Origin of the sequence: Bacillus cereus group sp. MYBK108-1, assembly GCF_051917185.1 — a bacterium.
Classification (GTDB): Bacteria; Bacillota; Bacilli; order Bacillales; family Bacillaceae_G; genus Bacillus_A; species Bacillus_A cereus.
The window spans coordinates 632,469-651,397 of the sequence record NZ_JBQAHZ010000001.1 but is presented as its reverse complement, the minus strand read 5'-3'; the positions used below and the strand labels follow the sequence as shown (position 1 = coordinate 651,397).

Genomic DNA, 18,929 nt, shown 5'->3' with positions numbered 1-18,929 from the left:
GAAGGCTAATAATCAGTGGGCTCCCCCACTGATTAAAGTTTCACTTTATGTCGCATCGATATGCAACTCTTCTCCATTTACTTTCGTAAAACGGAACATATTTTTATTTGACGTAGTGTGACGGACGAAATGGTGCTGCAGTGTACAGATCATTTCTTCGTTATCAAACAAAAGAATATTTACTCCTTCGCGTGACTCCTCTTGCGGTAAGAAAGATAAATAATTATGACAATACATGCAATCATATAAAGAGTAGTGAAGTGATTGCAATGATTCGGTTAATAATGTGAAGACAGAGTCAGGTAATTCCTCCAGCCATTCATTATAGCTAAGAAGTAACTTTTTTCGAATACGTATCATTTCACCATTTTGCAAATGGTGTTGCTCGTTGGCGATTTGTAATACATCTTGTTCATAGAAACGGGCTGGTAGCCAATTGTTATTATACAAAATTTCAAACCCATCTTCGGCAATATCTTCTAATAAAAACGCTTCATCATTTTCATCATCAAAGAATACCCACTCATTGTTTATATATTCTACATTACCGACTGTATGAGCACGGGGCTGATTATATAAAATATGTTTACGTTGTATCATACACGATTTCTCCTTTATGAAAAGTAGTTATTCCTGTTATAGACAGTTCGTGCATTCTTTATAACTAGACACATATAGACATAGGTGGGCATACAATAAAACACGTTTTACTGAGTGAAAATGCTATTCCATATGTGGATAGTAGGTTATCGTCAAGTTTTTCATTTTTTTGATCCGCACTCTTAGGGTGGGGATTACTGCACGTTCAAGAAAAGAAATAAGATGGAAGGATGATTTATATGTGCGGGATTACAGGATGGGTGGATTATAAACGCTCATTAGAAGGAGAAAGAGATGTCGTTACGAAGATGGCGGAGACGTTAGCAAAACGGGGGCCGGATGATAATAAAGTTTGGATTAAAGGAAATGTCGCATTTGGGCATAAGCGGTTAATCGTTGTGGATCCTGAGGGCGGTAAACAGCCGATGACTTGTTTAAAAGATGAAACGAATTACGCCATTTGCTATAACGGTGAACTTTATAACACAGAAGACATTCGAAAGGAATTATTAAGAAGAGGATATACGTTCAAAGGTCATTCTGATACAGAAGTATTATTAGCTTCTTATATTGAATGGAAAGAAGAATGTGTCGATCATTTAAACGGTATATATGCGTTTGCAGTATGGGACGAACAGAAAGAACAAGTATTTATTGCGAGAGATCGATTAGGTGTAAAGCCACTTTTTTATAAATATGATAGCGGACGCTTACTATTTGGTTCGGAGTTAAAAGCGATATTGTCGCATCCAGATGTGAAGGCGGAAGTAACGTTAGAAGGATTATCAGAAATATTCGGGCTCGGACCGTCAAGAACGCCTGGCCACGGTATTTATGCTGGTATAAAAGAATTACGTCCAGGTCATGCGATGACATTTTCAAAGAACGGTTTATGCATATGGAGATATTGGAATGTAGAAAGTAAAAAACATGAAGACTCTTTTGAAGAAACAGTAGAGAAAACGCGCTTTTTATTACAAGATGCTATTACAAGACAGCTTGTTTCTGATGTACCACTATGTACTTTTTTATCCGGTGGTGTAGATTCGAGCGCTATTACAGCTATTGCAGCGAAAGAATATGAGAGATCGGGAAAAGGGCAATTACACACGTATTCTATTGATTACGAAGATAATGACAAATACTTTAAAGCGAATGCATTCCAGCCAAATTCAGATGCTCCGTTTATTAATTTAATGACTGAGACATTTCAAACAACTCATCATCGCTGCGTCATTTCGAATGAAAAATTAGCAGAGTATTTAACTGAAGCAGTACTCGTTCGTGATTTGCCTGGTATGGCAGATATCGATTCGTCATTATTATGGTTTTGCCGAGAAATTAAACAAGATTTTGTCGTTGGCTTATCTGGAGAATGTGCAGATGAAATATTTGGTGGATATCCGTGGTTTTATAGAGAAGATGATTTACAATCGAGTGCATTTCCGTGGATGCGTTCTACAGAGGCACGTGAACAACTTCTAAAAAAAGAATGGAGAAATAAATTAAATTTACAACAATATGTACAAAGGCGCTATGAAGAGTCGATTCAAGAAGTTCCTATTTTAGAGGGGGAAAGTCCGCTAGAAGCAAAAAGACGCCAATTATTTTATTTAAATATGGTATGGTTTATGACAACATTATTAGACAGAAAAGACCGCATGAGTATGGGAGCGAGCTTAGAAGTACGTGTTCCATTTGCAGATCATCGTCTTGTCGAATATGCGTGGAATATTCCTTGGGAAATGAAAATGTATAAAAACCGCGAAAAAGGTCTATTACGTAAAGCGTTAGAAGGTGTACTTCCACATGACATCTTATATAGAAAGAAGAGTCCTTATCCGAAAACACACAATCCACACTATACAAAAGCAATAACAGTATGGCTTCAAAATCTATTAACGGATAAAGGTTCAATTTTACACGAACTGTTTGATAAAGAGCAGTTGAGCGGATTGATTCAGTCTGGCGGCAGTGCATTTCAAACACCATGGTTTGGTCAATTAATGACTGGGCCACAGCTTTTAGCTCATTTAGCACAAATTCACGTTTGGTTTAAAGAATATGGGGTAAATATTAAGGAATAAGGGAAAAGCGGCTTACAATTATGTAAGTCGCTTTTTATTAAAGAAGTTTTCATATAAAATTCAAAATCACCTTATAAACAATATTTAATTAGAATTATTATTTTGACGTATTTATTATTGTTTGTTATAATTGGAAACAAATGTTCTGAAAAGTATTCTCATTTATAAAATTGAGGTGTTATATAGATGACAAAGAAAAAAATAGGTTTACTCGTAATGGCGTATGGAACACCAGAATCATTAGACGATGTAGAGGCATATTATACACATATCCGTCACGGGCGTACGCCATCAGAAGAAGCGCTTGAAGATTTAATTGGCCGCTATAAAGCGATTGGTGGAATTTCGCCGCTTGCAAAAATTACGAAAGAACAGGCGCATAAATTAACAGATTCAATGAATAACATATTTACAGAGTATCAATTTACTTGTTACTTAGGTTTAAAACATATTGCACCATTTATAGAAGATGCGGTAGAAGAAATGAAGCGTGATGGGATCGAGCAAGCGATTAGTATCGTATTAGCGCCACATTACTCTACATTTAGCATTAAAGCGTATAATGACCGTGCTATTCGTCTTTCAAAAGAAATCGGTGGTCCTGTTATTGAACCAATTGAACAATGGTACGATGAACCGAAGTTTATTTCGTATTGGGCAGACCAAATAAAAGAGACGTTTACTAATATTATAAATAAAGAGAAAGCAGTCGTAATTTTTTCAGCGCATAGTTTGCCAGAAAAAATTATTGCAGCAGGAGACCCTTATGTAGAACAACTAAAGCATACGGCAGATTTAATTGCAGAAGCTGCAAATATTCAAAACTATACAATCGGTTGGCAAAGTGCTGGGAATACTCCAGATCCGTGGATTGGTCCAGATGTGCAAGATTTAACGAAAGATTTATATGAAGAGCATGGGTACGAATCTTTCATATATTGCCCAGTTGGTTTTGTAGCGGAGCATTTAGAAGTTTTATATGACAACGATTATGAATGTAAAGTTGTAACTGATGAATTAAATGCCAAATATTTTAGACCAAATATGCCGAATGCACAATCAGCATTTATCGACTGTTTGGCTGAAATTGTTTCCAAAAAAGTGAAGGAAATAGTTGACAAAGATTTAGTTTTGAATAATAATTAATTTATAATAATTTTAAATAAATAATAATTACTACGAAATAAAGAGGAGGATCCCCCTAGATGAATCCAAATAATCGCTTAACAACAAACCAAGGTGCTCCAGTTGGAGACAACCAAAATTCTCGTACAGCCGGTCGTCGTGGACCAGTATTATTAGAAGACTATCATTTAGTAGAAAAACTTGCGCACTTTGATCGTGAACGTATTCCGGAGCGTGTTGTGCATGCACGTGGTGCAGGTGCTCACGGTGTATTCGTAACGAAAAATAGTATGAAGCAATATACGAAAGCTGCATTTTTACAAAATGAAGGAACTGAAACGCCTGTATTTGTTCGTTTTTCAACGGTTATTCATGGTCAAGGTTCTCCTGAAACAGCACGTGACCCACGTGGGTTCGCTGTTAAATTTTATACAGAAGAAGGAAACTACGATATCGTAGGTAACCATTTACCAGTTTTCTTCATTCGTGATGCAATTAAATTCCCAGATATGGTACATTCCTTAAAACCAGCACCTGATACGAATATTCAAACGCCAGATCGTTATTGGGATTTCATGACGTTAAGTCCAGAATCTACACATATGATGACATGGGTATTTTCTGATTACGGTACACCAGCAAGCTATCGTGAAATGGAGGGTTTCGGCGTCCATTCATTTAAATGGATTAATGAAGAAGGTAAAATTGTTTATATTAAATACCACTGGAAACCACAGCAAGGTGTACGTAACCTAAATGCGAAAGAAGTGCAAGAAGTACAAGGGAAAGACTTCAATCATGCAACTCGTGACTTGTTCGATGCAATCGAAAAAGGAAATCACCCGAAATGGGATTTACACGTACAAGTTATGCAATTAGATGAAATGGACTCTTTAGACTTTGATCCACTAGATCCAACGAAAGTATGGCCAGAAGATCGCTTCCCATTAATGGAAGTAGGGACAATGACGTTAAATCGTAATCCGAAAAACTTCTTTGCAGAAGTAGAACAAGTAGCGTTCTCTCCAAGTGCAACTGTAAATGGTATTGAGCCATCGGAAGATAAATTATTACAAGGTCGTTTATTCTCTTACCCAGATACACAACGTTATCGTCTTGGTGCAAATTACTTACAAATTCCTGTAAACTGCCCATACGCAGCTGTTCATAATCAACAACGTGATGGTGCGATGCAAGTAAATCAAAACCCATCTACAATCAACTACGAACCGAGCCGTCATGCTGAAAATCCAGTTGAAGACCCAGCTTACCGCGATTCAACTATGAAAGTAGAAGGCTATGTATCTCGTGAAAAAATTGAGAAACCAAATGACTTTAAACAAGCAGGTGAGCGTTACCGTTCATTCTCTAAAGAAGAGCAAGATAACTTAATTGCAAACTTAACAAATGACTTGAAAGACGTAAATGAACGCACGAAATTACTAGCTGTTTGTAACTTCTTCCGTGCAGATCAAGAATACGGTATGCGTTTAGCGCAGGCATTAAATGTTGATATTACGCAATATGTAGGAAATGCTCCGAAATAAATCGGAAAAGACGACTGGGTTTCGGTCGTCTTTTTTATGTGTAAAGTTACACGCGGGTATTCTTCAGTTTCGTTATGTCGGAATTTGTTGGTAAATCGATATCTTGTGTCGAAACGTTGATATATTGAAAGGAACAATCGATATATTTGAAAAATCGTTGATATATCCAAAAAACCGTTAATATATTTCCAGTTATACTAGGTGGGGTATGTTGCCCGGTGCGCAAAAAAGAGATGCAATCTATTACTAATAGATTGCATCTCTTTTTTAGTTCACTCGCTCAGTATACTCATAAGCTTTCTCCCCATGCATCGAAATATCAAGTCCCATATGTTCCTCGTGCTCATCTACCCGGACAGGGAGGAAGAAGTTGATTGCTTTAATAATGGCATACGTCATTATAATTGTGAACGCATATGTTGCGCCGATCGCTACAAGTTGTTTCAACAGCAGCGAGGCGTTTCCGTAAAATAATCCGTTAGCGCCATCGCCGTTTACGGCAGTAGTTGCAAATAATCCTGTCGCAATACCGCCCCAAGTTCCACCGATGCCGTGACATCCGAATGCATCGAGTGTATCGTCGTATCCGAATTTTGTTTTTAAGAAAAAGACCGCTCCGAAGCATAATACGCCGCCAATTGCTCCGATAAGAAGAGCTGAGAAAGGTGTAACGAACCCGCAAGCTGGTGTAATAGCGACTAGACCGGAAACGGCGCCACAAGCAGCTCCCATCGCAGTCGGTTTTGATTGGAAGAACCACTCTGAAAGCATCCAAGTTAATGCTGAGGCAGCAGCGGCTATATTTGTATTAATAAATGCAGTTAAAGCTACGTCGTTTAAGGATAATGCGCTGCCGACGTTAAAACCGAACCAGCCAAACCATAATAAGCCTGCGCCTAACATTGTAAATGGCAAATGGTGAGGAGAAGAACCATTTATGTTTTTTCGTTTTCCGAGGAAAATAGCTAATACAAGACCAGCAACTCCGGAAGTGATGTGAACGACGTTTCCGCCAGCGAAGTCTAGTGCACCAAGTTCCCTTAGCCACCCGCCGACGCCCCATACCCAATGAGCGACAGGATTGTAAACAATCGTTGTCCATAAAAGGATAAAAATAAGAAAGGCAGAAAATCGCATTCTTTCAGCAAATGCACCTGAAATTAAAGCTGGAGTTAAAATGGCGAACATGAGTTGAAACATCATGAATAAATTGTGAGGAATAGTAGATGAGTAGTCTGGATTTGGTGCGTAGGTAACTCCGTTTAGACCGAACCAATCAAGTGTACCGATAAGCCCGTGCCAATCTGGTCCGAATGATAAAGAATAGCCGATAACAATCCATTGAATCGAAACGATAGCCATTGCACTATAACTATGCATCGTTGTACTGAGTACATTTTTGCTGCGAACCATACCTCCATAAAAAAGTGCCAATCCTGGTGTCATCAACATGACCATTACTGTCGTCACAAACATAAAAACTGTATCTCCCATATTCATGAGCTCTCCTCCTATAATGTTAGAAAAAATAACATCGTTTTGTTATGTTTCATATCATATTCGAAAAAGAACTAAAAATCAACTAAAAATTCAGAAAAATATATACATGATGTTAGAAAATATAACATAGATTATTTTGTGAGGATTGAAATCGACATATGCGTTTCTCTCGGATAATTGGTATAATATTCTTACAATTAAAAACTTGGGGGATGCGTGTGGGAAAAATACGGACTAGGAAACTATTCATTTGTTTTTGCTTAGCTTTTGTTTTGTTTGTACCAATACATACTTTTGCAGACGAAAAAAGAGAGTGGAAAGATGAAGTTATATACTCCATTATGATTGATCGCTTCAATAATGGAGAACCGAAAAATGACAAACAATTAGAAGTTGGTAATTTAGAAGGGTATCAAGGCGGGGATATAAGAGGAATTATAAAAAGGTTGGATTACATAAAAGAAATGGGTTTTACTACCGTTATGCTTTCGCCGCTTTTTGAAAGTGGAAAGTACGATGGATTAGACGTGCGAAATTTTAAAAAGGTAAATGAACATTTCGGGACAGACAATGATGTGAAAGAACTTGTAAAAGAAGCTCATGCAAAAGGAATGAAAGTTGTATTTCAATTTCCGCTTGGAGAAAACGAACGACAGGTAATTGACGCAATGAAATGGTGGATAAAAGAAGTTGATTTAGACGGAAGTTATGTTATACATAGTGAAAAAAAGCCGCGTTCCTTTTGGGATAACGCGCAAAAAGATATGCAAGTGATAAAGAAAGATTTTCGTATTATGACAAAGGAGGATAGCGAATACAACGAAAAAATCGTAGAATCGTTTTCCGAAGCGGATGTATCGGTGAAATCGTTATACGATGTGAGTAAAAAAGAAGGGGAATTTGTTACGTTTTTAGATGATCAAGAAACAAAAAGATATGCGCGTATTGCAAAAGAAAATATGTATTATCCGCCATCACGTTTAAAACTGGCGCTTACTTATTTGTTAACATCACCTGGGATTCCGAATTTTTATTACGGAACGGAAATTGCATTAGATGGAGGAAGTGTACCCGATAATAGACGATTAATGGATTTTAAGTCAGACGAAAAATTTATGCAGCACATAACAAAACTAGGTGAAATTAGGCAGGCGAGACCGTCTTTACGACGCGGTACGTTTGAGCTTCTGTATGATAAGAGCGGGATGAGCATACTAAAACGAAAATATAAAGATGAAGTAACTTTAGTAGCAATTAATAATACGAAAGAAACACAAAAAGTCTCCTTACCTGCAAGTGCAATTGGTGAAAAACAAGAGTTAAGAGGATTGTTACAGGATGAAATTATAAGAGAGGAAAACGGAAAGTTTTATCTCGTTTTAAAACGTGAAGAATCAAATGTGTATAAAGTTAACGGAGAAACAGGTGTGAATTGGTTATTTATCTCCTTAATAATCGGTGTGAATGTATTATTTATTGCGTTTCTAATTGCAGTTAAAAGGAAGCGTAGATGAGATGAGAAATTACTCGCTCTATGTTCATGTCTTCTTATTGTATTTGTAAGTTTGTTCGGTGGGGCAATAGTGTTATTCTGTTGATATGAAATTTCTTAAGAGAAACGATGTGAGAATGAAAACGTCCCTAGTGAGAGGAGGGCCAGGTTAGGAAGAGGATTTTCTTCCTAACCTGTTTTTTGTGTTAGCACCGATAGGGAAGAATCTTTGAAGCAATCAATAATTGCAACTATATTAATTTTACATTACATTAAAAGTTAGAGAATACTCTTATACTAATACAGTGCTAAATAGTAGGTGGGAAAATGGAGTTTTACGATTTGGGTATTACCATTAAAGAGCTTAGAATTAAAAAAAATATATCACAATCCGAATTATGTCATGGAATATGTTCGCAAAGTCAAATTAGCAAAATAGAAAAAGGTGTGATTTATCCATCTAGTATATTGTTATATCAATTATCAGAAAGACTTGGTATTGACCCAAATAATATATTTGCATTAACTCAAAACAAAAAATTAAAATATGTAGAAAATGTAAAATGCGTAATAAAAGATTGCTTAAAGCAAAAACAATACAAAGAACTTTATGAAATAGTGAAAAAAGAGAAAAACGAAAATAACTTCCAATCAACAGAAGATAAACAATTTTTAATATGGCATGAAGCGATTGCTATATTTATGGTGGATAAATCAATAAAAACTGCTTTAGATTTTTTAAATAATGCATTAAAATTAACTGTAACTAATTCTGATTTTTTATCAGAAAGAGAAATAGATATTATGCAGACAATTGCTATATTCCATGGGGAAAATAAAGAATATGAAAAAAGTATTAATATATTAAGAAGGTGTTTAACTAATTTTAATAAGTTAGATTTTCCTAGAGATAAAGAAATTAAATTGAAAATTATTTTTAATTTAGCAAAAATTTTAGGTCATGCAAATCAACATGAAGAGGCAGTAAAATACAATGATATGGGTATCAAACTAGCTATTAATCTAAATACTTTATATTTACTAGGTGAATTATACTATGGAAAAGCTTGGAATTTATTGAAACTTAAACAACCTAATGAAGAAGATGTTGCAAATAACATGAAAAAAGCATTATTTATATTTGAACTAACAGAAAAAGAAAATCTGATAAAAATGGTTAAAGAAAAATATTTTGAAAACCAAACTGAAAAAAGTCACTCATAATTCATTTGGAAATCACTTGAAATATAATAAAACCTACAGGGGAAATCTCTGTAGGTTTTATACTTATAAACTTGCTTCTAAAATATTAGTGCTTAATATAAATTTTTGAATAAGAGTTTACTTAGCGCTTTAGCGTACTTTTTTATTTTGAAGCCTGCATCTTTATTAAAGATGTATGCTTCTTTTTAAATCCATCCGAATATTATTGGTTCAAGTCGGAGGAAGGTACTTTGGGGTGTCTTTTCTTTAGATCTTTATCATTAACTACTTAATGTTTTTTAAATGATTACATGACATATTTTTTTTGTACCAAGCTTTGTTGATACAGTTAGATTTATCCGTTAGTGTATTCGTATTATTAGAACATCCTACAGTATTTAGGGAGAATGTGGCTAATAAAAACCATAATATTAATTTCTTCAAAAAACCACTTCTAACTCTTTTTTAATTAACATTTTTTAGATCCTTACTAATTTTACATTACATTAAAGATTGGGAAATATTCTTATACTCATAAATTGTTACGTTTTGGCGGGGAGAGGAATTATGAGTTACAGCGATTTTTAAGATGACTTTGGCCCAGGATGTGGTTATTAAGAAAAGTAATTCAAATTGAAGGGGAAACGTCTTAAGGTATATTTTTCTTATTTTCAATAAGGTCTGCTAAATACATGTATAAAACAAATTCTACAATAAGGCCTAGTTTAATCATGCGCTCACTTGTAAAGTATTCGTATGGTTAGACTCTGTTCACTTAGTGATTTTCACCGCATATACCATTTTTCTATGGTTTGTTCTCGGAATATTGTCTCTACAAAACAAAAAACTCCTCTAATTAAGAGGAGTTTTCTTTTTAGCGGTAGTTAATGAACTGTACGTCGATTGGTAAATCAGCGCTACGAACAGCTGCGATTACTGCTTGTAAGTCATCACGGCTTTTCGCTGTAACACGTACTTGATCATCTTGTACTTGTGTTTTTACTTTTAATTTCATTTCTTTAATGATGTTGTTAATTTTTTTCGCGTTATCTTTATCGATACCTTGTTGAAGTGTTGCGCGTTGGCGAACAGTGTTGCCAGTTGCAGCTTCAACTTTTCCGTAATCTAAGTTCTTAATTGGAACGTTACGTTTTACAAGTTTAGAGATAAGAACGTCTTTTACTTGCTCTAATTTAAACTCGTCATCAGAAGTTAAAACAAGTACTTCTTTTTCTAATTTAATATCACTTTTACTTCCTTTAAAGTCATATCGGTTTTGTATTTCTTTTAATGCGATATTAATTGCGTTTGTTACTTCAGGTAATTCTACTTTCGAAACGATGTCAAAAGAACTATCTTTTGCCATAGTTAGCACCTCCAAATAAATTTCTAATCTTGTTATGTACTGTACATACTAAAGTATAGCTGAAAACGAGTCTAGACTTAAGTGTTTTCGTACTTATATTCATGTAACCTCATTTTATTATAGTGAATTTTGGGCAGTTGGACAAATACAGGAAAAATCATGTTATAATTAACTTTTGTTTGGAATGATAAAAAAGATAATTTTATATATATAGAAGGGAATTAAAAAATATGTATTTGCAAATAGGATCGATTGAACAGGTAACTGTTTTACGCGAAACGGAAATCGGATATATGGTTGGGAATGAAGAAGAGGAAATTTTCCTACATAAAAACGAAGTAGCTGGAGAAATTGAAGAAGGCGATACGATTGATGTATTCTTATACCTTGATCACCAAAATCGTATTTCAGCAACAATGAAGGAACCGATTATTACAACTTATGATTGGAACTGGGTAAAGGTTGTAGAAGTTATTCCGAGTTTAGGTGTGTTTGTTGATATTGGTGTGTCAAAAGATATACTAATTCCAGCTGATGAGTTCCCGATTTATATGCCAGTATGGCCAGAAGTAGGCGACGAATTATATTGTACGTTAAAATTAACGAATCGTGATCGTTTAATTGCTCTTCCGGCAAGAGACAGTGATATGCAAGAAATTATCGTAGATGCAACGCCATCTATGCGTAATAAAAACGTAAATGGACGTGTATATCGTTCGCTTCAAGTCGGTTCATTCGTACTAACTGATGAGCATTTCCGTGCTTTCTTACACCATACAGAAAGAAAAGAACAAGTTCGCATCGGTCAGCGTGTAACAGGACGTATTATTGACGTAAAAGATGACGGTACAATTAACATTTCACTTCTTCCTCGTAAAGAAGAAGGAATGGAAGACGATGCTGCAGTAATTTATGCATATATGGAAGAACGAGGCGGAGCAATGCCGTTTTGGGATAAGAGCCATCCAGAAGATATTAAAGAACGCTTTAACATGAGTAAAGCTGCATTTAAGCGCGCACTTGGTAAGTTGATGAAAGAAGAAAAGGTTTACCAAGAAGAAGGTTGGACTTACTTTAAGAAATAAGATAGAAGATTAAAAAGCACAACCTTATTTAAAAAGATAAGGTTGTGCTTTTTTTAATTTTCTTGAGGAGAAACAAGAGTAAATGTATCTTTCAAATCACTATCATTTATTTTAATATTTGCCTTTTTTAATTCCTCTTGTAACAATTTTTTGCTGAATACACGATCAGCAGTACGTTCTTCCTCTAAGTTTTTGCGAATAGAGTTTTTTACCTCATCGTAAGGTTTTAAATCTTTTTTATCAGTTAATTTAATAACGTGATAACCGTTTGATGATTTTACGGGATTGCTAATTTGTCCAACATTTAGTTTGTAGGCAGCGGTTTCGAATTCAGGAGCCATTGTACCTGAATTGAAGTATCCAAGGTCTCCACCTTTATCTTTTGATAGCAGATCTTGTGATTCTTGTTTTGCTAATTCTTCAAATGAAGCACCAGCATCTAGTTTACTCTTTATTTCTTTCGCTTCATTTTCGTCACTTACTAATATGTGACTCGCTTTAATTTCTGGCTTATAGTGGTCTTTTACGTCTTTTTCTGTAATACTTTTCTTAATCGCTTCATTCATAGCAAGTTTGAACTTAATTTGATTTTTGAAATCCTCTTCATCTTTTAAACCATTATTTTCTAATACTTTTTTGAATTGATCTCCATATTGTTTTTTTACTTTTTCTACTTCTTTATTTACCTCTTCATCAGGTACTTTATATTTTTTTGTGATGACGTCTTGTGCCATCATTTCGTATAGCATGTCTTTTCCGTAACGATCTTTCAATTGTTTTTCGAAGTTATCCTTTGTAATGGTGGAGTCTGTTGCTGTAGCGACTGTAGCTGAGCCATTCTTTTGTCCGCAAGCAGATAGCATCAATATACTTATTAGTGCAGTAATAATGAAAATATGTTTCCCTCTCATGCCAACACCTCATCCGAATATGTTATCGCTATTGTAGAATATAGAAGTGAACATGAAGTGAATTTTTAATGTTTTTTTCCTTTAAAATGTAAAAAAGTACATCAACATAATTGTTGATGTACGATGGAATCAAAGGTGATCGGTCTTTTTAGAGTATGCACGTTTACCTTGCTGAATATTTTTTTGCTCTTGCTCATTTTTTTGTGTGCGTTTTGCGTTATTATCGCGTGCTTTTTTGTCGTTATCACTCGTATGTGGCATATGTATCAACTCCATTTCTAAACGTTGTACGTTTATCATTTCCTTTTTCGTAAAGACTATGTATAGCGGTGCATTTATGAAGGGTAAAGGTGGATTCGAAATGGATTTGAAGTTGAATTATACTGAACTTATAAAGAAGTTAATCGTTGTAATCATCGCAGGTTTATTAAACGCGATTGGGATGAATTTATTTTTAACGCCAGCAAAAGTGTATGCGAGCGGCTTTGCTGGATTGTCTCAATTATTATCACAAATATTAGGTGATTTTTTATCGATTCACATATCTACGGGAGTATTGTTTAGCTTATTTAATATTCCTGTCGTTATTTTAGCGTGGAAAAAGGTTGGAAAGGCCTTCACCTTTTTTAGTTTTCTTTGTGTTATATTTATGACTCTGTTTCTAGAAATCATCCCTGTTAGAGCGGTTTCGAATGATATCATATTAAATGCGATTTTTGGCGGGATTATTTCGGCAATTGGAGTAGGGATTGCTTTAAAGTGGGGTGCTTCTACAGGTGGATTAGATATTATCGCCATGATTTTATCAAAAATAAAAGATAAGCCTGTCGGTACATACTTTTTCTTTTTTAATGCAATTATCATTATCGCTGCTGGCTATGTATATGGATGGGAAAAAGCGTTATATACGCTAGTGACTTTATATGTATCAACGAGAATTATTGATGCAATTCATACTCGTCATGTAAAGATTACAGCATTAATTGTTACGAAGAATGGGGCAGACGTAAGAAAGGCGATTCACTCGCGATTAGTAAGAGGGATTACAACGATACCAGCAACAGGTGCTTATACGAATGAAAATAAAGAAATGTTAATGATGGTTATTACCCGTTATGAGTTATACGAATTAGAGAGGGTTATTAAACAAGTGGACCCAGGTGCATTTACAAATATACTGCAAACAGTTGGGGTGTTCGGATTGTTTCGGAAAGATTAAAGAGGACCAAAGTTGGTCCTCTTTTTTAATGTAAATTCGTAATGTTTTGCAATTGCTCTTGCATTTCACGGAGCTGAACTTTTTCAGCAGTTGAAGAGTTTGCGTAAGCGGATTGCAAAGCATTTTTTGCTCTATACACGAGATCTTGTTGCTCAGTACCGCTTGAACAAGATACGGCATTTTCAACAGCATCTCTAGCTTGTTGGAATAGTAAGTTCCCCATTTAAACCCCTCCAAAAGAAGAGTTACTTCTTGCTTTTTCTGCCTCAGCTAATGTACCTCTGTACGGGAATCTTGCATCATGCTTCATAACAGCATCGGCTCCTTGTTGGATAAAACGTTTTGATTTGTTCTTTTTACCCATTCGAAAAACCCCCTTTATTTAGCTGAAAACAATCGACGCGATGTCTCATGCGTCTACTTATAGTATGGACATTTGGCAGGAAACTATAAGTAGGGAATTTTTAGATTACAATCCAAGAACCTCTTCTAAATATAAAGCAATACCATCTTCTTCGTTCGTTAACGTCGTATGGTTTGCGAGTGATTTTAATTCAGGGATGGCATTTCCCATTGCAATGCCGTGACCAGCAAATTCAATCATTTCAAAATCATTATCTTCATCACCGAAAGCGATAATTCGCTCTTGTGGAATGTTGTAATGACTAGAAATTTTTTGTAATCCAACTGCTTTATTTAATCCGCTTTTCACAATTTCAATAATCGGCCAAGGTGCGCCCCATTTTCTATGGTCGATTACTTCCGCATGCATATCCGTTAAATGTTGACGAATTGCAGTAGAATGCTCGTCATGTGCGTCAATTAATAAGCAAGTTGGATGATCGTTTAAAATATTTAATAAGTCTCCGGTAAAAATCTTAGGAGATCCGAATTCGAAAATATGTTTTTTATCTTCATCAATTTCACGAACATACACATCGTCCATTACTTCCGCGTATATATTTTTTACGCCAAAATCAAAGCAAGCTCGGACAATTTCTTGCGCTGTTGCTAGCTCAAGAGGAGAGTGATGTGTTTCCCAGTTTGAATCAAGAGGATGATGTACGTAAGCACCGTTAAAGTTTACGATAGGTGTGTTAAGACCAAGTTCTTTATAGTAATCATAACTAGCACGGAATGGACGTCCTGTTGAAATAACAACAATATGTCCTTGTTCCTTTGCTTTTGCAATTGTATGTTTCGTTCGAGTGGAAATTATTTTGTTGTCTGTTAATAGAGTACCGTCTAAGTCTAATGCGATTAAATGTTGTTTGTTCATAATTTCACCTCTTATAATAATTTTTTTGTATCTATCTGTATTTCCGTTTTTAATATGCAGAAATAAGAGGTTAGACTTGGTGAAATCACCATAGATGGAAATTTCACTATATATCCATCTTACGTCTCAAAGTGCTGTGATGTCTAGTATTTATCGTTGGAAATTAAGAAAAGTCAACATCTTTTTAGAAAGTTCAAACAATGTTTCTTTCATTATGTACAAATTGTGAAAAGGGTTACATTGCTCGTATGATGAGGCCTATAATGAACATGTAATCTTCTCGTATATGTTTGACTCTCCTTTGAAACTAGCCTAGAGTAGGTTGGTTTCTTTTTTTTCTACAAGTAGGAAAGAAATCCCTGCTTACGCTCGTGTCATTCATATATATGTACAAGAATGAGATGTAGTACTGTTTCCTAAACATGACAGAAAAGCTTTCTTTTAAAATGGATATACTAATGAGGCAAGACGTCATGGAAGGAGAATGAAGATGGGACAAAATCGCAGGTTTCGTTCTGGACAAAAAGCGCCGAATGATGGCATTTACGTAGAAATTGGTGAAACGGGAAGTATGGTGAAAGATCCGCAAATGGTGAAATTAACTGCCGGTGAAAAGTTTCCGGATAACACGAATCATAACCGCCAGTGGACATATAAAAGAAAACCGTAACAGGAGCCGCAATCGTTATTGCGGCTTTTTTGTCGTTACACATTGTAATTTCATTTACCGTATTTTTTAGCAGTATAATGAATGCTCTCTTTTTCTTTTTCAAATAATAAGTTTGAAAATACATAGGCAAAATTATTGTATAAAAAAGTCAGTTGGCGTATAATCAAATTAAAGGTCAAAGAAAGTCAAACTTTTGGAGGGCTGTAAAGATGGACTTAAATCAAATGACAACAAAAACACAAGAGGCGATTATGAGTGCCCAATCTTTAGCGGTATCTCATCATCACCAAGAGGTGGATACTGTTCATCTATTACTTGCATTATTAGAAGAGCAAGATGGATTAGCAGTACGTATATTTCAAAAAATGAATGTTGATATAGAAGCATTAAAGCAAGGTGCTGAAAGTTTAATTAAAAAGAAACCTTCTGTAACGGGGAGCGGTGCAGAAGTTGGAAAATTGTATGTAACGAGCGCTCTGCAACAACTTCTTGTAAGAGCAGGAAAAGAAGCAGAAAAACTGCAGGATGATTACATTTCAGTAGAACATGTATTGCTTGCTTTTTCTGAAGAAAAAGGCGATATAAATCAATTATTTACAAGATTGCATATTACGAAAGATAACTTATTACAGTCTTTAATGACAGTTCGGGGGAATCAAAGAGTGACGAGTCAAAATCCAGAAGCAACTTATGAAGCGTTAGAAAAATATGGTCGTGATTTAGTGGCGGAAGTGAGAGCAGGGAAAATTGATCCTGTAATCGGCCGTGATAGTGAAATACGACGTGTAATCCGTATTCTTTCACGTAAAACGAAAAACAATCCTGTTTTAATTGGGGAGCCAGGTGTTGGTAAAACAGCAATCGTTGAAGGGCTAGCACAGCGTATCGTGAAAAAGGATGTACCTGAAGGATTGAAAGATAGAACGATTTTTGCGTTAGATATGAGTGCACTCGTAGCTGGTGCGAAATTCCGTGGTGAGTTCGAAGAGCGTCTGCAAGCTGTATTAAATGAAATTAAAAAGAGTGAAGGACGCATTTTATTATTCATTGATGAACTTCATACAATAGTTGGAGCTGGTAAAACAGAGGGAGCCATGGATGCAGGAAATATGTTAAAACCGATGCTTGCGCGCGGTGAACTGCATTGTATCGGGGCGACGACGCTCGATGAATATCGCAAATATATTGAGAAAGATCCAGCGCTAGAAAGACGTTTCCAACAAGTATTAGCAGAAGAACCAACTGTTGAAGATACAATTTCAATTTTACGTGGATTAAAAGAACGCTTTGAAATTTATCACGGTGTAAATATTCATGACCGTGCGATTGTAGCAGCGTCAGTTTTATCAGATCGATATATTTCAGATCGCTTCTTACCTGATAAAGCAATTGACCTTGTTGATGAAGCGTGTGCAACAATTCGTACAGAAATTGATTCTATGCCAACAGAATTAGATGAAGTAACGCGCCGCATTATGCAGCTGGAAATTGAAGAAGCAGCTCTTGGGAAAGAAACGGATCGTGGTAGCCAAGAGCGTCTAAAAACATTGCAACGTGAATTATCGGATTTAAAAGAAGTTGCAAGTGGCATGAGAGCGAAATGGGAGAAAGAAAAAGAAGACATTCACAAAGTTCGTGACTTACGTGAACATTTAGAACGTTTGCGTCGTGAATTAGAAGAAGCAGAAGGCAATTACGATTTAAATAAAGCAGCCGAACTTCGTCACGGGAAAATTCCCGCAATTGAAAAAGAGTTAAAAGAAGCGGAAGAAATGGGCGCGCATAATAAACAAGAAAATCGTTTATTACGTGAGGAAGTAAGTGAAGAAGAAATTGCAGATATTGTTTCACGCTGGACTGGTATTCCTGTTGCGAAACTCGTGGAAGGTGAACGCGAGAAATTATTACGCTTAGAGCAAATCTTATCAGAGCGTGTCATCGGACAAGAGGAAGCAGTAAGCTTAGTGTCAGACGCGGTTCTTCGTGCTCGCGCTGGTATTAAAGATCCGAACCGCCCGATTGGTTCTTTCATCTTCTTAGGACCAACAGGTGTTGGTAAAACAGAACTTGCAAAAACGTTAGCCCAGTCTTTATTCGATAGTGAAGAGCAAATGATTCGCATTGACATGTCTGAGTATATGGAAAAACACGCCGTGTCACGCTTAATTGGTGCACCTCCTGGATATGTAGGATATGAAGAAGGCGGTCAATTAACAGAAGCGGTAAGACGTAAACCATATTCCGTTGTTTTATTAGATGAAATTGAAAAAGCACATCCAGAAGTATTCAACATTTTATTACAAATGTTAGATGATGGACGCATTACAGATTCACAGGGCCGTACAGTGGACTTTAAAAATACAGTTATTATTATGACTTCAAATATTGGATCTGCTCATTTACTAGATGGATTAGAAGAAGATGGTTCGATTAAAGAGGAATCAAGAGACCTTGTAATGGGGCAATTAAGAGGACATTTCCGCCCTGAATTTTTAAACCGTGTGGATGAAATTATTTTATTCAAACCTCTTACAACGAATGAAATTAAAGGCATTGTTGATAAAATTGTAAAAGAACTACAAGGTCGTCTAGCTGATCGTCACATTACAGTAGAATTAACAGATGCAGCAAAAGAATTTGTTGTGGAAGCCGGTTTCGACCCAATGTACGGAGCTCGTCCATTAAAACGATACGTACAGCGTCAAGTGGAAACGAAATTAGCGCGAGAATTAATTGCAGGAACAATTACTGATAATAGTCACGTAGTTGTTGATGTAGAAAATAACGAATTAGTCGTTCATGTGAAATAAAAATAAAAAAGAGTTCGGATAAAATCCGGACTCTT

At 35.7% G+C, this 18,929-nt stretch carries 17 protein-coding genes; 9 read left to right on the top strand and 8 right to left on the bottom strand.

Annotated elements, in window-relative coordinates:
- Positions 1-45 precede the first annotated feature (45 nt).
- Positions 46-600, bottom strand: a complete 555-nt coding sequence (locus ACTFSL_RS03380) for a DUF2777 domain-containing protein (RefSeq protein ID WP_000616046.1) — start codon at positions 598-600, stop codon at positions 46-48.
- Positions 601-839: 239 nt separating this feature from the next.
- Here ACTFSL_RS03380 and asnB point away from each other — a divergent pair, with 239 nt between their 5' ends.
- The 3 genes from asnB to katB all read left to right on the top strand — a co-directional run bounded on the left by asnB (position 840) and on the right by katB (position 5,359).
- Positions 840-2,687, top strand: coding sequence for an asparagine synthase (glutamine-hydrolyzing) (asnB, locus tag ACTFSL_RS03375; RefSeq protein WP_000334005.1), 1,848 nt, complete (start codon positions 840-842; stop codon positions 2,685-2,687).
- A 186-nt stretch (positions 2,688-2,873) separates the two neighbouring features.
- Positions 2,874-3,833, top strand: coding sequence for a ferrochelatase (gene hemH, locus ACTFSL_RS03370; RefSeq protein ID WP_000162629.1), 960 nt, complete (start codon positions 2,874-2,876; stop codon positions 3,831-3,833).
- A gap of 59 nt (positions 3,834-3,892) precedes the next feature.
- Positions 3,893-5,359 carry a catalase KatB gene (gene katB / locus ACTFSL_RS03365; protein ID WP_001069179.1) on the top strand — a complete coding sequence of 489 codons (1,467 nt, stop codon included), beginning with the start codon at positions 3,893-3,895 and terminating at the stop codon, positions 5,357-5,359.
- Positions 5,360-5,626: 267 nt separating this feature from the next.
- Here the strand turns inward: katB and ACTFSL_RS03360 are convergent, their stop codons facing one another.
- The gene (locus tag ACTFSL_RS03360; RefSeq protein WP_001055855.1) at positions 5,627-6,859 is read right to left on the bottom strand and encodes an ammonium transporter; all 1,233 of its coding nucleotides are present in this window, start codon (positions 6,857-6,859) and stop codon (positions 5,627-5,629) included.
- Positions 6,860-7,017: 158 nt separating this feature from the next.
- Here ACTFSL_RS03360 and ACTFSL_RS03355 point away from each other — a divergent pair, with 158 nt between their 5' ends.
- Both ACTFSL_RS03355 and ACTFSL_RS03350 read left to right on the top strand, forming a co-directional pair.
- The gene (locus ACTFSL_RS03355; protein ID WP_002182543.1) at positions 7,018-8,373 is read left to right on the top strand and encodes an alpha-amylase family glycosyl hydrolase; all 1,356 of its coding nucleotides are present in this window, start codon (positions 7,018-7,020) and stop codon (positions 8,371-8,373) included.
- Between the two features lie 305 nt (positions 8,374-8,678).
- Complete coding sequence (locus ACTFSL_RS03350) at positions 8,679-9,575, top strand: helix-turn-helix domain-containing protein (protein WP_000397889.1); 897 nt, start codon at positions 8,679-8,681, stop codon at positions 9,573-9,575.
- An 853-nt stretch (positions 9,576-10,428) separates the two neighbouring features.
- Here the strand turns inward: ACTFSL_RS03350 and ACTFSL_RS03345 are convergent.
- Positions 10,429-10,920, bottom strand: a complete 492-nt coding sequence (locus ACTFSL_RS03345) for a YajQ family cyclic di-GMP-binding protein (RefSeq protein ID WP_001040149.1) — start codon at positions 10,918-10,920, stop codon at positions 10,429-10,431.
- Between the two features lie 230 nt (positions 10,921-11,150).
- On the opposite strand from ACTFSL_RS03345, the gene ACTFSL_RS03340 reads away from it, so the two are divergent.
- Positions 11,151-12,005 (top strand): CvfB family protein, encoded by an 855-nt coding sequence (locus ACTFSL_RS03340; protein ID WP_000281262.1) that lies wholly within the window; start codon positions 11,151-11,153, stop codon positions 12,003-12,005.
- 53 nt (positions 12,006-12,058) lie between these two features.
- Here ACTFSL_RS03340 and prsA read toward each other — a convergent pair whose 3' ends face one another.
- On the bottom strand, positions 12,059-12,916 hold the full coding sequence (gene prsA, locus ACTFSL_RS03335) for a peptidylprolyl isomerase PrsA (protein ID WP_440041160.1): 858 nt from the start codon (positions 12,914-12,916) through the stop codon (positions 12,059-12,061).
- A gap of 129 nt (positions 12,917-13,045) precedes the next feature.
- Positions 13,046-13,177 carry a DUF3941 domain-containing protein gene (locus ACTFSL_RS03330; protein ID WP_001120851.1) on the bottom strand — a complete coding sequence of 44 codons (132 nt, stop codon included), beginning with the start codon at positions 13,175-13,177 and terminating at the stop codon, positions 13,046-13,048.
- Between the two features lie 100 nt (positions 13,178-13,277).
- On the opposite strand from ACTFSL_RS03330, the gene ACTFSL_RS03325 reads away from it, so the two are divergent.
- Positions 13,278-14,135, top strand: a complete 858-nt coding sequence (locus tag ACTFSL_RS03325) for a YitT family protein (protein ID WP_000364433.1) — start codon at positions 13,278-13,280, stop codon at positions 14,133-14,135.
- Between the two features lie 25 nt (positions 14,136-14,160).
- Here ACTFSL_RS03325 and ACTFSL_RS03320 read toward each other — a convergent pair whose 3' ends face one another.
- From ACTFSL_RS03320 to ACTFSL_RS03310, 3 genes are all read right to left on the bottom strand, one after another.
- Positions 14,161-14,358 carry a DUF3813 domain-containing protein gene (locus tag ACTFSL_RS03320; protein ID WP_000527407.1) on the bottom strand — a complete coding sequence of 66 codons (198 nt, stop codon included), beginning with the start codon at positions 14,356-14,358 and terminating at the stop codon, positions 14,161-14,163.
- Positions 14,359-14,499: a hypothetical protein gene (locus ACTFSL_RS03315; RefSeq protein WP_000516816.1), complete on the bottom strand. Its 141-nt coding sequence runs from the start codon at positions 14,497-14,499 to the stop codon at positions 14,359-14,361.
- Between the two features lie 105 nt (positions 14,500-14,604).
- The gene (locus ACTFSL_RS03310; protein ID WP_153582176.1) at positions 14,605-15,414 is read right to left on the bottom strand and encodes a Cof-type HAD-IIB family hydrolase; all 810 of its coding nucleotides are present in this window, start codon (positions 15,412-15,414) and stop codon (positions 14,605-14,607) included.
- A 490-nt stretch (positions 15,415-15,904) separates the two neighbouring features.
- Here ACTFSL_RS03310 and ACTFSL_RS03305 point away from each other — a divergent pair, with 490 nt between their 5' ends.
- Positions 15,905-16,084, top strand: a complete 180-nt coding sequence (locus ACTFSL_RS03305; protein WP_000531421.1) for a YjzC family protein — start codon at positions 15,905-15,907, stop codon at positions 16,082-16,084.
- Between the two features lie 209 nt (positions 16,085-16,293).
- Positions 16,294-18,894 (top strand): ATP-dependent chaperone ClpB, encoded by a 2,601-nt coding sequence (gene clpB, locus ACTFSL_RS03300; protein ID WP_000365401.1) that lies wholly within the window; start codon positions 16,294-16,296, stop codon positions 18,892-18,894.
- Positions 18,895-18,929: the final 35 nt, after the last annotated feature.

Coding starts and splice junctions, on each gene's coding strand:
- ACTFSL_RS03380 (WP_000616046.1), bottom strand. CDS start 600: ATGATACAACGTAAACATATTTTATATAATCAGCCCCGTGCTCATACA.
- asnB (WP_000334005.1), top strand. CDS start 840: ATGTGCGGGATTACAGGATGGGTGGATTATAAACGCTCATTAGAAGGA.
- hemH (WP_000162629.1), top strand. CDS start 2,874: ATGACAAAGAAAAAAATAGGTTTACTCGTAATGGCGTATGGAACACCA.
- katB (WP_001069179.1), top strand. CDS start 3,893: ATGAATCCAAATAATCGCTTAACAACAAACCAAGGTGCTCCAGTTGGA.
- ACTFSL_RS03360 (WP_001055855.1), bottom strand. CDS start 6,859: ATGAATATGGGAGATACAGTTTTTATGTTTGTGACGACAGTAATGGTC.
- ACTFSL_RS03355 (WP_002182543.1), top strand. CDS start 7,018: ATGCGTTTCTCTCGGATAATTGGTATAATATTCTTACAATTAAAAACT.
- ACTFSL_RS03350 (WP_000397889.1), top strand. CDS start 8,679: ATGGAGTTTTACGATTTGGGTATTACCATTAAAGAGCTTAGAATTAAA.
- ACTFSL_RS03345 (WP_001040149.1), bottom strand. CDS start 10,920: ATGGCAAAAGATAGTTCTTTTGACATCGTTTCGAAAGTAGAATTACCT.
- ACTFSL_RS03340 (WP_000281262.1), top strand. CDS start 11,151: ATGTATTTGCAAATAGGATCGATTGAACAGGTAACTGTTTTACGCGAA.
- prsA (WP_440041160.1), bottom strand. CDS start 12,916: ATGAGAGGGAAACATATTTTCATTATTACTGCACTAATAAGTATATTG.
- ACTFSL_RS03330 (WP_001120851.1), bottom strand. CDS start 13,177: ATGCCACATACGAGTGATAACGACAAAAAAGCACGCGATAATAACGCA.
- ACTFSL_RS03325 (WP_000364433.1), top strand. CDS start 13,278: ATGGATTTGAAGTTGAATTATACTGAACTTATAAAGAAGTTAATCGTT.
- ACTFSL_RS03320 (WP_000527407.1), bottom strand. CDS start 14,358: ATGGGGAACTTACTATTCCAACAAGCTAGAGATGCTGTTGAAAATGCC.
- ACTFSL_RS03315 (WP_000516816.1), bottom strand. CDS start 14,499: ATGGGTAAAAAGAACAAATCAAAACGTTTTATCCAACAAGGAGCCGAT.
- ACTFSL_RS03310 (WP_153582176.1), bottom strand. CDS start 15,414: ATGAACAAACAACATTTAATCGCATTAGACTTAGACGGTACTCTATTA.
- ACTFSL_RS03305 (WP_000531421.1), top strand. CDS start 15,905: ATGGGACAAAATCGCAGGTTTCGTTCTGGACAAAAAGCGCCGAATGAT.
- clpB (WP_000365401.1), top strand. CDS start 16,294: ATGGACTTAAATCAAATGACAACAAAAACACAAGAGGCGATTATGAGT.